Annotated in this window: 14 protein-coding genes and 1 riboswitch; of the genes, 3 read left to right on the forward strand and 11 right to left on the reverse strand. The window is 47.8% G+C overall.

The window, feature by feature from the left end:
* From ACY69O_RS03295 to ACY69O_RS03340, 10 genes are all read right to left on the reverse strand, one after another.
* Window positions 1-649 (reverse strand): ABC transporter substrate-binding protein (locus ACY69O_RS03295; RefSeq protein WP_462332044.1); only part of this gene is annotated, 649 nt, incomplete at its 3' end.
* Window positions 650-699: 50 nt separating this feature from the next.
* On the reverse strand, window positions 700-1521 hold the full coding sequence (gene nikC, locus ACY69O_RS03300) for a nickel transporter permease (RefSeq protein ID WP_462332045.1): 822 nt from the start codon (window positions 1519-1521) through the stop codon (window positions 700-702).
* A 1-nt stretch (window position 1522) separates the two neighbouring features.
* A complete protein-coding gene (gene nikB, locus ACY69O_RS03305) occupies window positions 1523-2467 on the reverse strand; it encodes a nickel ABC transporter permease (RefSeq protein WP_462332046.1) in 945 nt (314 codons plus the stop codon).
* 130 nt (window positions 2468-2597) lie between these two features.
* Window positions 2598-2773, reverse strand: a riboswitch (cobalamin riboswitch).
* A gap of 189 nt (window positions 2774-2962) precedes the next feature.
* Entirely contained in the window at window positions 2963-4138 is a 1176-nt protein-coding gene (locus tag ACY69O_RS03310; RefSeq protein ID WP_462332047.1) for a metallophosphoesterase, read from the reverse strand.
* Between the two features lie 189 nt (window positions 4139-4327).
* Window positions 4328-4567 (reverse strand): hypothetical protein, encoded by a 240-nt coding sequence (locus ACY69O_RS03315; RefSeq protein ID WP_462332048.1) that lies wholly within the window; start codon window positions 4565-4567, stop codon window positions 4328-4330.
* A 298-nt stretch (window positions 4568-4865) separates the two neighbouring features.
* Window positions 4866-6560, reverse strand: coding sequence for a ShlB/FhaC/HecB family hemolysin secretion/activation protein (locus ACY69O_RS03320; protein WP_462332049.1), 1695 nt, complete (start codon window positions 6558-6560; stop codon window positions 4866-4868).
* Between the two features lie 271 nt (window positions 6561-6831).
* Window positions 6832-7281 (reverse strand): CAP domain-containing protein, encoded by a 450-nt coding sequence (locus ACY69O_RS03325; RefSeq protein ID WP_462332050.1) that lies wholly within the window; start codon window positions 7279-7281, stop codon window positions 6832-6834.
* 299 nt (window positions 7282-7580) lie between these two features.
* Window positions 7581-8087 (reverse strand): HD domain-containing protein, encoded by a 507-nt coding sequence (locus ACY69O_RS03330; protein WP_462332051.1) that lies wholly within the window; start codon window positions 8085-8087, stop codon window positions 7581-7583.
* 12 nt (window positions 8088-8099) lie between these two features.
* Window positions 8100-9068 carry a GTP cyclohydrolase, FolE2/MptA family gene (locus ACY69O_RS03335; RefSeq protein WP_462332052.1) on the reverse strand — a complete coding sequence of 323 codons (969 nt, stop codon included), beginning with the start codon at window positions 9066-9068 and terminating at the stop codon, window positions 8100-8102.
* Between the two features lie 22 nt (window positions 9069-9090).
* Entirely contained in the window at window positions 9091-9594 is a 504-nt protein-coding gene (locus ACY69O_RS03340) for a dihydrofolate reductase family protein (protein ID WP_462332053.1), read from the reverse strand.
* 243 nt (window positions 9595-9837) lie between these two features.
* Between ACY69O_RS03340 and ACY69O_RS03345 the strand changes: the two genes are divergently transcribed.
* From ACY69O_RS03345 to ACY69O_RS03355, 3 genes are read left to right on the forward strand one after another with little or no spacing between them, the layout of a single operon-like run.
* Complete coding sequence (locus tag ACY69O_RS03345; RefSeq protein WP_462332054.1) at window positions 9838-10338, forward strand: NADH-quinone oxidoreductase subunit NuoE family protein; 501 nt, start codon at window positions 9838-9840, stop codon at window positions 10336-10338.
* 18 nt (window positions 10339-10356) lie between these two features.
* Entirely contained in the window at window positions 10357-11610 is a 1254-nt protein-coding gene (locus ACY69O_RS03350) for a complex I 51 kDa subunit family protein (protein ID WP_462332055.1), read from the forward strand.
* Window positions 11610-13382: an NADH-dependent [FeFe] hydrogenase, group A6 gene (locus ACY69O_RS03355; RefSeq protein WP_462332056.1), complete on the forward strand. Its 1773-nt coding sequence runs from the start codon at window positions 11610-11612 to the stop codon at window positions 13380-13382. Before ACY69O_RS03350 ends, ACY69O_RS03355 begins: the two co-directional genes overlap by 1 nt.
* Before the next feature lie 63 nt (window positions 13383-13445).
* On the opposite strand, the gene ACY69O_RS03360 is transcribed toward ACY69O_RS03355, so the two are convergent.
* Complete coding sequence (locus tag ACY69O_RS03360) at window positions 13446-13706, reverse strand: glutaredoxin family protein (protein WP_462332057.1); 261 nt, start codon at window positions 13704-13706, stop codon at window positions 13446-13448.
* Between the last annotated feature and the right edge of the window lie 60 nt (window positions 13707-13766).

Consider the following 13766-nt stretch of genomic DNA (forward strand, 5'->3'; position numbering starts at 1 on the left):
CGCCATCCCAGTAGTTCGGGTTCTTAGTCAGGACGCATTTATCACGCGTGAAGCTCTCGCAGACATACGGGCCTGTGCAGATAGGACCCTGTTTTGCAAAATCACGGCCTTCCTTCTCAGAGGAAACATCAACAATCAGCCACAGCGGATCTGCCAGCTGACCCGGGAGATTCGGTACAGGCTTCTTCGTCTTAATGATGAGCTCCTGACCCTTTGCCTCAATACTCTCATATTCGAAGAATGTCTTAGCGCGGTTCTGTTTTGCGAATACGCGCTCAATGGACTGTTTAACAGCCTCAGCCGTCAGCGGCTTGCCGTTGGAGAATTTAACGTTGTCACGGATTTTGAACGTCCATGTAAGATGGTCATCACCGATTTTCCAGCTTTCAGCCAGCCACGGTTTAGCGTTCATTTTCTCATCAAATCTGGAGAGCGTTTCGCCCATACCATAACGCATAACTACCCAAGCAAAGTAGTTCTGTGTCGGCTCAAGAGTATCAGCGAAGTTCGTGACACCGACCTTCAGGACCTTGGAGTCGCCCTTTGCGCCGCCTTTGTCACCACCGCCGCAGCCTACGAGCATCGTAGCTGCCATCGTGACAGCGAGACCTGCCATAACACTTTTCTTAAGTTTGTTGCTAAATACCATTCTGTGTACCTTCTTTCATAAATATAGATATAACAAAAATGCTGCCTAACTTAGTGAGAGCGGTTCGGATCTGTAAGATCCCTCAGGCTGTCGCCCCAAAGGTTAAATGAGGAAACAACAAAGAGGATTGCAAGACCCGGGAAAATCATTGCCCAAGGTGCCATCTGCATAACCTGACGGCCCTCGTTCAGCATGAGACCCCATTCCGCTGTCGGCGGCTGTGCACCGAAACCAAGGAATGAAAGACCCGCGATTTCCATAATCATGGAACCGATATCCATAGCGCCCGTGACAATGACCATCTGCATGATGTTCGGGACGATATGGCGGTGAAGAAGCGCCACCGGCTTAGTACCGTTTGTAACGGCTGCCTGAATGAACTCGCTCTGTACAAGCTTTAATGTAAGGCTTCGTCCGAGACGGGCATATTTCGTCCAGCCGACAACTGCAAGAGCCAGCACCGTGTTTACCACGCTGCCGCCAAGAACACCGGCAATAGCGATAGCAAGTACGATGCCCGGAAACGCCATCATCATATCGGTAATACGCATAAGGAAGGTGTCGACCTTGCCGCCGCAGTAGCCCGCGATAATACCGATAAGCGTGCCGATAGATGCCATCAGAAGAACAGTGATGAGCGTCATGGAAAGAGAAACGCGGGCACCGTAGATTATACGCGTGAAGCAGTCACGGCCCAGCTTATCCGTGCCGAACCAGTGCTCGGCAGAGGGAGGGAGCATAGACGCTGACATATTGGAAGCATACGGATCAGCACTGCACAAAAACGGGCCGAACGCTGCAACAAAAACAATAAAAAGAATCACGCCGCTGAAAAAACGGAATACATTCTTTTCATTCTTAAAGAACTTCAACTTATTTCCCTCCTCTCTTCTTGAGTCGCGGATTCAGAATATAATAGGAAGCATCAACCAAAAGGTTAATGATCATATACAGTATTGCAATCCAAAGAACAAATCCCATGAGCAGAGGGAAGTCACGCATCATGATGGAGCGGACTGCCATAAAGCCAAGTCCGGGCCATGAGAAGACCATCTCGACGACAGCAACGCCGCCCAAAAGCCAGCCGATATATGTACCGAGAAGGGTAACAAGCGGCAGGCAGGCATTCGGAAGCACATGGTGCCAAAGAATCTTGTTCATTGGAATGCCTCGGGCCTGAGCGCCTGTAACATAATCCTTGCCAAGCTCCTCAAGCACAGCAGTGCGCACCTGGCGCGTGAATTTCGATATCATAACGATGGAAAGTGTTGCCGCCGGAAGAATCATGTGACGCACATCAACCTCACCGCCCGAAATCGGGAACATTCCCAGCTTCAATCCGAAGATGTAAAGCAACAGAAGACCTACCCAGAAGCTTGGCATGGAAACGCCGAGGAAGGAAAGTCCACGGGAAAGATAATCAATAAAAGAATTGCGGTAAACCGCAGCCGCGATACCTACCGGCACAGAAACCACCAGCATCATGAGTACAGCCGTTCCCGTAAGCACCAGCGTACCTGGAGCACCCAGCATCATGCGATCGATAACCGGCATCTTTGCTGAATAGGAAATACCCATATCGCCGTGAAGAAGTCCCGTCAGCCAGTTCAGATACTGCATGTGAAACGGCAGATCAAGGCCGAGCTCGTGACGTGTTTGCTCAACTACCTCTGCAGATACCAGCGTATCACCTGTTTCCAAAATCGCATCAACGGCATCACCAGGTGCGATATACGTAAGTCCAAAGGTCAGAATCGTTACACCAATGAGTGTAATGATCATCTGCCCGAACCTTTGCAGCAGTTCTTTTCTACCCAAAATTTTTCTCCTCCTAAAATAAAAATACTCCGAACCCATCCCTTCATAGCTGATTCAGAGCAGTGCCGTGTTTTTTATAAAAAGGCAAAAAAACACAAGCCACCCATCTCCTCATCAACCGTGAGTCAACCAATGGATCTTGTTACGAGCAGGCTTTCTGACTTGAACGCACGCACTCTTCATCTTCCGCTGCTGTCGGAAAATCAAGACTGTCATGGTCTCACAGTTGCGGGACAGCGCAGGATTCTCACCTGCTTTCCTTTTCCCCACCAAACACACTTGGGCACCCATAACGTCCTACTATGTATTTAGGCGCAGTCACCTAAATTAAATCTATAAGAAAGGATACACTGTATAGCTATCATACAGTGTATAGGTAAATAGACCTATCTTTTAACAACAATTCAATAATCATTTAATGGTTTTTATTTACATTTAAACAACCGGACCCAATAAAGCTGCATTTTTTATCGCCTTCAGGACATATAAAAGACCTCAGCCAAGCTTGGCTGAGGTCAGTCTAAACACTGGTATTTCGGGGGGACAGCCGAATCTGAATGGGAACCAGCTTCCGTTTCCGCAATGAACGTACCCAAAGGTTATACCTACTATATACTTTCCTCTCAAATATTTGAAGACAGGTGGGACGAGAGGAACCCCAAAAGCATCCAGCTGCCCTCCGTGAGTATGTCCCGTAAGTGCCAGTGTCACGCCGTATTCTGCAGCATCATCAATAAAATCAGGGTGATGAGCCAGGAGTATACTTACTGCATCTTTAGGAACATTATCCATGGTTTCCTTCATAAATGATTTTTCCAGTTCTTCAAAGCGCGGGCGTATTCTCGGATAATCAACTCCGCAGAAGTAAATCGGGCGTGTGTCCTTAACTACACAGGCATTATCATTTGCAAGCACGCGAATCTGAGTTTTTGCCAAAGCCTTTTTCGTGCGGCCTATGTTGCGGAAATACTCATGATTGCCATAGCAGAACCATATTCCCTGTGGAAATGCTCCGCAAAATCCGTTAATTATTTCAGCCGCCTCTTCATTTATGTCATCATCATCAAAGAGATCTCCTGTTATTACAAGAGCATCTGCTTTTGTTGCGGCCGCCTGCTCCATTAATCGTCTTAAATCCTTCAAAGAGTAAAAGAGCCCCAGATGTACATCGCTCAGCTGGGCAATTTTGAATCCCTCCGCTTTAGCTCCGAGTCCTTCTACAGGAACATCAAAGCTGCGCACGACAGTTTCCGTTCTTTCAACTGCCGTTCCGTACGCAGCTCCGATTGCCGCAGCCGCAGGAAGTGCCAGAGAGCCTTTAATAAACCGGCGTCTGCTCATATCCTGAGGTGTCGCTTTATCGTTTTCCTTCCTATTATATGTGTGCACGATTTTTCTAAGCAGCCTCACCAAAAGAGCAGCTGCCCCGAAAAAAAGCTCTGCCATCCATACTGCCGTCATGAACATAAGCCCATATTTTAAAAAGGTATCCGAAGCCCAGGGAATATGACGTCCGACAAAAAGGAGCACAACTGATACCACATCAAAAATCACAAGCAGCTTTCTTGCGGTACCACGCTCACGTTCTGACGTGACAATATCAAGGCCCCACCACGCCAGACCGCCCACGGTAAACAACACCATCAGCAGCATTAACCAGAAAAACCACACATTTATTCCCGCCTTTATTTACACATATAATCTTTTGTACCTTAAACCGGTACGATTTTTTCTTAATTATCCGAAGAAACTATGAAACCTCGCTGAATAAAATGAACTTGTTCCGTTAAATAGCGCATACAAAAAAACTGCCGCACCAAATGGTACGGCAGAAGTCTTCAAAGACATTTAACAAGCCCGCTATGCGAGCCCCCGAAGATGTGCAAGCTCAGCCTGCTTTTCCGAATAGTACCACCGGATTGATTTTCCGATAGCACAGCGGATAGCATCAAGCTTCCCCTGCTGAGCGAGTTTCTTCAGCCTATTTGCGTCAAATCCACTGATCGACAAATAGCTGGCTGACAAGAACCCGCCTCGTTTTAGATGATTTCGATAATCTGCACTGTCCCGTCGGTCCATTACCACGTTACGAATTGCCATGAATATCCCCCCAGCAGTGAACTCCAAGGCACCCGGATTGTCCGGCTGTCTCAGGTTGTGCACGGTCGGAGTGTGCCCTCCGCCATGCAGAGTGGTGTCATTCATCTCAAACGACAGCTATATTATAACACATGTATGTAAATATGTACACTTTTCCTCAAAAGTTTACACTTTATGCATAGCTTTTTACTTAAAATTACATTTAATTTACACTTTTCAAATCATCACTTTCCGCTTCAGCAGTGCATTCTGCAAAAAGCAAAACCACGAATGCCTTTTTGGCATTCGTGGTTTTTTATCAGAAAAAGAGACCGCCCTGAATCCAGAAGTGTCCGTTTCCGTAATGTGTATCCGACAATGGTTTCTCAGCACCTATACGCCATGCATAATCACAGCGGATAAACCATTCATTCTGCTTGGACCATATAAGTCCGATACCTGCACCCTGCAGGGAACGGCGGTTTTCTCCAACCGAGTTTTTACGGTTGTACCAGATTCCGCCATGATCAAAGTAAGCAGCAGCCTGAAGGGACTGTGTTTTTTCTCCAAGCGGGAGAACCCAGCGCATCTCAGCACGGGCAATATATCCCATATCTCCCGAAGCCTCACTCTGCGGATACGCTCTTACGCCGGAGATACCGCCGAGCGAGATATGCTCGGAGCTGTCAAGATTATTAAATGCGTACTGACCGCGCAGAGAAAGCAGTGCATAAAGTCTGTTGTTCAAATCCTGACGGCGGAGAATATTAAGATTTAGCTTACGGTATGTACCAAAGGCACCGGAGCGCTCATAAATCTGACGCGTCATGTCATTGTTGAAGCACAGCCAGCCGTATTTGAATTCTGTTCTCCATGAAGTTGCGCCGTTGGAATCCTGCTCATCTCCGTAAACAGAAAGAACAGCGGCATCACTGTGCTTATCCGAATAATGACCGAGCGGAGTGTTTTTCTCAAGGTCGTCCAGTTCACTTCTGTTATATCTGAGTCCGACATAAAGATTATTTCTGTTGCTGCGGCGGACAGCATATTCGAATCCGGCCGTAGCTATGTGAGCCGTACCATACGCATCAAGAGCATCATACTCTTTGCCGAGGGAGTAACTCAAAACACTGTAGCCTGCATTAAAGCGAAGTCCATCTGTAATAACAGGAATCGTGTAGTTTACTCCTCCGTTGAAAAGCTTGCTGCCTGTGGTTGTCGCGGTTATCCCGAAATGATCGCCCTCATGGGCAAGATTAAGAAAATCATAGGACAGAGATGCTTCAGTATATCCCGTATAGCGGTTGCCGTAGTTATCTACAGTAAGGGAACCCTGTTTACCGGAATGCGGATGCAGGTCAATGACAAGATCTACACTGCCGTCAGCCTTACCCCTGGAGAGAGTTGCCTTTGCGTCAGCTCCTGCAAGGTCAGACATGAGCCACACAGCTCTTTCGAGATTATCCTTGCGGATATATTCTCCTCTTTTCAGTCTCCTGCTTTCTCTCTCAAGCACCGAATCATGAATCGATGTGTAGTTATTGATTTTTATGTCGCCGAGCTTTCCGACGGTTACTGTATATTCTACAATGCCGCCCGTTATCTTCTGTACCGGCAGATACACACGGGCTGTCATGTAGCCTTTGTCGTGGAAATATTTCGTGAGCTTATCTGCCCCGGCCTGAAGTTCCTTAAATGTAAGCAGTTTGCCTTTTTTATCTTCAAGAAGTTTTACAAGCTTTTCCTCAGGGAAAATGTCCTGCCCCGTAACGATAAAGCCATTTGTCTGTACCTTAAGCGTATCAGGAGCATTAAGTTCAGGTTTTTCTTCTTCCGGCAGCTCGATCTCCACATCGCCCATAACCGGAGAAGTATCTCTCTTTTCCTGCAATTCCTCGTATAAGCGTCCTGCCGACGGACGATCAGTTTCCGGCAAAGGTATCGCAGCATAGGCACTCATTACGTTCGTCCCAAGAACGCCTGCAAGCAGCGCTCCCATCATCAAAGTCCGCATTTTCCGCCTTTTTTTCAGCATCCCATTCTCTTCTTTCCGATTAAATTTGTCTTGCAGGCCAAACACTCCACTATTTCCCCATTCTCACATCGGCCTATAGTCTCTATTTTAACATCGAAAACGAAAATTGCAAGGTAGGATATTTTTCTTATTATAACGGATTTTTGTCCTATCATTTAGGAGATCAATTTTGACTGAATATTTCTGACAAAGTATAAAAAAAGTCGACCGGAAAAAATCCGGTCGACGGGATGGTTTGTGATTTTTCCGCTTAGGAGCTTGCAAGAAGCTCTGCCCAGTAGAGACGGCCATCTTCGCCACGCGTCACGGCTACACCCATCTGAGTGTAATGGCTGTTCAGAAGATTTGCCCGATGTGTCGGCGATGCCATCCAGGCACGCACGATCTTTTTTGCATCTTCTGTTCTGCTGACAGCGAGGTTTTCACCAAACCAAGCGTAGGATTCATTATTAAGTACGGTCTTTACATCGCGGCCGTCCGGACGGACATGTCCGAAAACAACCCCGGCTTCCGATGCACGGACTGCAGCAGCATTTGCAAGGCTGACGTTGTACGTAAGCGGGCGAACGCCTGCAGCTGCGCGCTCTACATTTACATGATAGAGCACCTCTGCTTCGAGGCTGGAAGCAAAAGCCGTAGAAGCCGCAAACAGAGCTGCCATCATGACTAACAGAGAAATGATCGTCCGCAGGTTTTTCATGATACTCGCCCTCCGTTTCGCTTCAGAATGATTTTTAAAGCACTAAGCTTCCACACTCGTACTTTCGGAGATTAATCCGGGAATCATCTGTCGCAAAACCGGCCGGTCCTCTGCGCCTGAGCGCTGAGTTTCCTGTCAGTGCGGTCCATAGCATGGGCCGCAGATGGGCAGCTGCCATATGCAGTTTTCAAGGTTATCCTACACCTTTATCATATCATTCCGCTTATCTTCCGTCAATGAAATTTCATAAAAAAGAGTGCCTATTGTCCTAATTTCAAGACATAAAAAAGATGCACCGTTCAACGAACCAGTGCATCACTTTTTACTTCCCAGTAGCATTCTTCACGTACGGCACAATCACCGCAGCTGCGCGACCAAAAATCCGCCAGGTCAAACGCTTCCAAGAGATTTTTCGGTTTATTTGTTTTCCATTTCTCAGCTTCCGCCGCAGAAATATGGCTGCAATGTTCTTTGATAATCTGTTGAATCAGAAGAATATCCTCATCTGCTGCTCCGCAATCCTTAAGTATAATCCCCGCAAGTCTCGCACCTGCCGCATGATGGGACTCTCCCGTTGTGTACTGAGCAGTGCGGCCGATATCATGGAGCAGCGCCGCCGAGTAAACAAGCTCTCTTCTATAAGGCAGCCTTTCCTCCAAAACAAGAATGTAGCATATACGGGCCACATTCAGAGCATGGACCATATCATGATGGCAAAAGGTACGTTCCTTTTCCAGTTCAAAGCATTTCTGCATATTTTCCCGAAAAAGCGGATGCCGCAAAATCTGTTCTACGATTTCATCCATTTCCATCCGCTCCTATCCGAGAGTCAAAATTCCTTTTCTGAGAGAACGTCCCGCCGACATAATAGCTGTAGCCACTATGCCATCGCTGTGTATAGACTCATGATTTTTAACATAGACAATGTAGTCACGGATTGTCTCGTCAAGGCACTCCGAAAGCTTCAGCGCGATGGAGCGTACTATATCCTCAACGAATTTCGGGCCGCCCCCTACTTCGTTATATTTTCCTTCTTCGTCATAATATCCGCCAAGATAAGAAACCTCTGTTACCCATTTTTCATCAGGACGCTTCAAAATGGAGAATGTCGGTGCTGATGCACTTTCCGCAATCAGTTCGGCAAAACCTGCAATCGTTACATCGGAACTCTCCGAAAGCTCAACCGTAACAGTGATAGTAGATTTCTGATTATGCGCGCCGAATCCGCTTCTATAAATTTTCTCGCGAAGCTCCGGTGAAAGCTTTTCGATTTCTTCCCGTTCTGCCTCACTGATGTTGTTTTTGAGCAGGCTCAGCTCCTTTGAGCATGGGCAGAGACTCATCTCCGTGGTTTCAACGGTAAGATAATTTTTCATCTCCCCGTTCTCAAACACAGATGCCATGGAAACTTCAACTGCCTTAGGCGCGGAAATTCCCGTCACAGGCGTCACCTGCTGCAGAAGATACGGAAAATCTGCTGCAACGGATACATCGGCAGTTCCCTCGTCATGTGCCTCAAGGAGTGCATTTGCGAGCGGCGCCAGTGTCTGAAATCCGTCCGGAGTTTCCTCAATAACGCGGCGTATAGTTCTCCCTATCCGCGACATATTAATTCCTTTTACGCTCTCGTCCAAAGAACAGTACGACCGCATGGACGCAAGCACATACTCAGTACCGTCCGGCGTACAGATCGGAAGACGAATACGGATATTTTCTGTTCCGACATTTTCTATATATAGATGTGGGAAACCTTTTGTCTGCTTCTGCACATCCGGTAATTTGCTCATATATTCTTTCCTCTCTTGCTCATCAATTCATAAGTTCATACTCTAAAAGCAGCGTGCCATTTTCATTGAGCCGCTTCACCGAGCACAACTTCATTGATACATCAAGCTTCGCTCCGATAATCAGCGGTTTTCCTTCTCCGAACAGCTTCGGCTCTACTGTAAGCAGCAGACGGTCAACAAGCCCGGCCTTCACAAAAATCAAGTTTGTTTTCGGTCCTCCGAGCAGCACAACCTTTTCATGTCCGTCCGCGGCTATGCGTGAAACGACGCTCTCCGCGTCACCACTAACGTAAAACACATTCTTAAAGGAAGGAAGATTCTCTTGCGTCGTAAGCACATAGTACGGTCTGGGCATATCGCCCTTTCCCTCAAAGGAGTTTCGACCGGTAATGACAGCATCAGAGGCGCGCACAATGCTCAAAAACGCCTCCCTGTCCTCAGCAGATGCCCATGCAAAAGAGGGACCGTCCTCGCCATGTGTCACAAAACCGTCTGCACTCATGACCATAACCATCGTTATCTCCATCGGTCTTCCTCCCTGTTCTTTTCTGTCGATTTTTTAATTATACCGCTAATAGCAATGTTTTTCCATAAGTAAAATCTTCCTTTAATAATGCAATCCATAAGAACCGCAAATCGCAATTTTATTCTTATGTTTACATAAAATTTTTCCGAAAAATCTATAGCACTATAATCATAAAACGTATATAATAAAAGAAATATTTTTTATTACGGAAACACTCTTTCGTTTCCGCTGGGAGGAGTCATTATGCAAACTGAGGCCAAGCCGGCTTTTTCCGTCTCGGATGAGCTTGCTAATCAGATCGACCGTGTGCTCGAAGCACACGAGCATGATGCTACGCAGATTGTCGGCATCCTGCTCGAGGTACAGGACCTGATTCCGCAGCAGTACGTCCCTGAAGCTGTGGCGTTCTATATCGCGGAAAAACTGCCGATTAAAGTGTCGATTATTTACGACTGTCTGACTTTCTACTCGAGTCTGTCCGATAAACCGCGGGCAAAATACCCGGTACAGGTCTGCCGTTCAGTTGTATGCCGTGTTAACGAAAGCGACTCTCTTTTGTCCACTCTCAAGAAGATCCTCAACATCGAAGTCGGCGAAATCACCTACGACGGCCGTTTCATGATTGAAGAGGTTCCATGCTTCGGTGCCTGCGATGTGGCTCCCGCGATTCGAATCAACGGACATGTCTACGGCCATCTTGACACGCCCGAAAAGGTACGTTCGGTGCTTTCATCCCTGATGTAAAGGAAGGAGCTGTTTTTCTTGAGCAGTGAAGTTCGTTTCATAACAAAGAATTTTGGAAAATACGATCCTGATTCCATTGATTCATATCTTTCCATAGGCGGATTTTCCGCACTGAAAAAGGCTGTCGCTATGGACGGTGAAGATATCGCGTCCATTATTGCGGAAGCAAAAGTAAAAGGCCGCGGCGGCGCTGCATACGACATGGGCCGCAAATGGTCTCAGGCCCGTGCAGTAAAGGGCGAGCACAAGCTTGTTATCTGCAACGCGGACGAAGGCGAAACATGCACATTCAAAGACCGCGAGCTTATCAAAAATGATCCCTTTAACCTTATCGAAGGCATGATTATCGGTGCTTACACGGTACAGGCGCAGGATGGCTATATCTATATGAGGGAAGAATACCGTCACCTTCGCTCCAGACTTTTATCTGCCATCAAGCAGGCTGAAGAGCGCGGCTTCCTCGGTGAAAATATTCTCGGAGTTAAAAGCTTCAATTTCCGTCTGCACCTCTATTCCGGGGCCGGCGCGTACGTCTGCGGAGAAGGCACGGCACTTATTCGTTCCATCGAAGGCAAGGCAGGCCGTCCCCGCATGAAACCGCCTTTCATAAAAGTCAGCGGAGCATTTGCACTTCCGACATGTATCAACAACGTAGAAAGCTTCTCTATCGTTCCCCACCTCCTTCTTGATGACGAGAAGGTTTACACGAGCTGCGGAAGCGGTGAATCCCTTGGTACCAAGCTTGTCAGCGTAGGAGGAAACGTAAGGAAACCCGGTGTCTATGAAGTTCCTTTCGGAACGACAGTCCGTGAAATCATCTTCGGTCTTGCTGAGGGTATCCCTGACGGACGTCATCTCCGCCTTATCCAGTTCGGCGGAGCATCAGGCAAAATCAGCGACGAACGTGTCCTTGACACCCCGTACACCTACGACGACCTTAAAGCGGCGGGAGTAGACGTTGGAACAGGCTCTCTCCTTGTTATCGACGACCGTACAAGCGTTATCGACTTCCTCAGATACACACAGGCATTCTTCTCTCATGAAAGCTGCGGACAGTGCACACCGTGCCGTGAAGGCAACCTTCATATGAAGCTCCTTCTGGACAAACTTGCAGCCGGTGAAGCCCATGCATGTGATATCGCAAAAATGAAAAAAATCGCCAACATAATGACGCTCACTTCCCTGTGTGGTCTCGGTGAAGCGGCACAAAGCGCATTGCTCTCCGCCATGAAAATCTTCCCGGAGACCTTTGCTGTGGGAGGTGCTCACTAATGGAAATGGTTCATCTTAAAATAAATAATATTCCGGTGGAAGCTCCGAAGGGTACAAAAATTATCGAAGCGGCAAAACGCATCGGTATTGATATCCCACACCTCTGCTACCACCCTGACCAGCGTGTAAAAGCCCGCTGCCGTCTCTGCTCCGTACAGGTAGCCGGCAAGAAAAAGCTCCTTGCTTCCTGCTCCACAGAAGTATGGGAAGGCATGGAGGTCTTTACTGATACTCAGGTCGTTCGTGATGCTCAGGTAGGCATTCTTCAGCTCATCATGGCAGACCACGGCGGCAACTGTCTCACATGCTCCAGAAACGGCACATGCGAGCTGCAGGCGCTCTGCACACGTTTTAACATTCTCGACCCGCATCTTACAAACGTTAATAAGAAACGTCAGGCAGTCAACACAAATCCGAGTATTGTGCGCGACCCGTCCAAATGTATCAAATGCGGCCGCTGCATTCGTGCCTGCAAAGACGTACAGGGTATCGAGGCAATCACCTTTGCAAACCGCAGCGATAAAATCATCGTTACAACCCCATTCGATATTCCTATGGAAAAAACGGACTGCACACTCTGCGGACAGTGCAGCCTTGTATGCCCCACGGGCGCTATCGTAGAAAAGGATGACACACAGCTCGTGCTCGACGCCCTGCAGGATCCCGAAAAACATGTAGTCGTGCAGGTCGCTCCTTCCGTACGCGTTTCCATTGGTGACGCATTCGGACTTGAGCCCGGTGCTATTGTTACAGGCCAGATGGTCACAGCCCTCAAAATGCTCGGCTTCAACAAGGTATTTGATACGAACTTCGGTGCTGACCTCACGATTATGGAGGAGGGCGCGGAATTTATCCACCGTGTGCAGAATGGCGGAGTTCTTCCAATGATGACCTCCTGCAGCCCGGGCTGGGTTAACTTCATCGAAAAACACTATCCGGAGCTTCTGCCGCATGTTTCCTCGGCAAAATCTCCGATGTCCATGTTCGGCGCGATTGCAAAGACATATTATCCGAAAATCACGGGCATCCCGGTTGATAAAATCTTCACCGTTTCCATCATGCCGTGTACAGCGAAGAAATTCGAAGCTGCAAGGCCTGAAATGGGGCGTGACGGCCGCCGCGATGTTGATGCTGTCCTCACCTCCCGCGAGCTTATTAAGCTTATAAAATACGAAGGTCTGAATCTCCGTACTCTTCCTGAGAGCGATTTTGACAGCCCGCTTGGCACGAGCACAGGTGCAGCCGCAATCTTCGGCAAAACAGGCGGTGTTATGGAAGCTGCTCTCCGTACGGTTTACGAAAAGCTTACAGGAAATGACCTGCCGGCACTTGAATACAACTCAATCTGCCTCGGAAAGCCTGCAAGCTACCCGCACCTGAAGCAGGTTCGCCCGAACGTTCGTGAGGCAAGCTTTGAACTTGGCGGCAGAACTATCCGCATTGCTGTCGTTCACACACTTCTTGCTGCACGTCTCATGATGGAGGAAGTCAAAAAAGGCACAGCCAATTACGACTTTATCGAAATCATGGCATGCCCCGGCGGATGTATCGGCGGCGGCGGTCAGCCTATCGGCACCACAAATGCAAAACGTGACGAGCGTATCCTCGCCCTTGAGCAGATTGATAAGGACCTTCCGCTCCACAAATCCCATGAGAATCCTGACATCCAGACACTTTATAAGGACTATCTCGGTGAACCGCTGGGTGAAATGGCGCACAAGCTCCTGCACACACACTACCACAAAGTACCTTTGATGTACGAATACCACTGATATCATAAAAGCCCCATCCTTTCGAGGATGGGGCTTTTAATGTATCTTATGTGTGATTCATATTTACTTTTCAGCAGCCAGATACGCTTCCTCAACTGCTGCCTTTATTTTGTCGTAATCGTCACCGGGAGAAGCCTCAAAAACCTTCTTTCCTGCGACAAAAAGGGTTGGAACATAATAATACATACCATGAAACTCTTTAAGCTTTTCAGGCTCTTTATTCTCATCAATAAATACCACTTCAATTCCGGGATGACTTCCCATTAGCTCGTCAAATGCCTTATGTGCTTTTGCACAGTAAGGACACCCTGCCATTTCAACCATAGTAATCAAGACATTCCCTCCCATCATTACGGATAATCACCAAGCTTAATTACCTTCTGC

The organism is Schwartzia sp. (in: firmicutes), assembly GCF_978017985.1.

Coding starts and splice junctions, on each gene's coding strand:
- ACY69O_RS03330 (WP_462332051.1), bottom strand. CDS start 8,087: ATGGATGAAATCGTAGAACAGATTTTGCGGCATCCGCTTTTTCGGGAA.
- ACY69O_RS03360 (WP_462332057.1), bottom strand. CDS start 13,706: ATGGTTGAAATGGCAGGGTGTCCTTACTGTGCAAAAGCACATAAGGCA.
- ACY69O_RS03320 (WP_462332049.1), bottom strand. CDS start 6,560: ATGCGGACTTTGATGATGGGAGCGCTGCTTGCAGGCGTTCTTGGGACG.
- ACY69O_RS03315 (WP_462332048.1), bottom strand. CDS start 4,567: ATGGCAATTCGTAACGTGGTAATGGACCGACGGGACAGTGCAGATTAT.
- ACY69O_RS03335 (WP_462332052.1), bottom strand. CDS start 9,068: ATGAGCAAATTACCGGATGTGCAGAAGCAGACAAAAGGTTTCCCACAT.
- ACY69O_RS03345 (WP_462332054.1), top strand. CDS start 9,838: ATGCAAACTGAGGCCAAGCCGGCTTTTTCCGTCTCGGATGAGCTTGCT.
- ACY69O_RS03325 (WP_462332050.1), bottom strand. CDS start 7,281: ATGAAAAACCTGCGGACGATCATTTCTCTGTTAGTCATGATGGCAGCT.
- ACY69O_RS03340 (WP_462332053.1), bottom strand. CDS start 9,594: ATGGAGATAACGATGGTTATGGTCATGAGTGCAGACGGTTTTGTGACA.
- ACY69O_RS03355 (WP_462332056.1), top strand. CDS start 11,610: ATGGAAATGGTTCATCTTAAAATAAATAATATTCCGGTGGAAGCTCCG.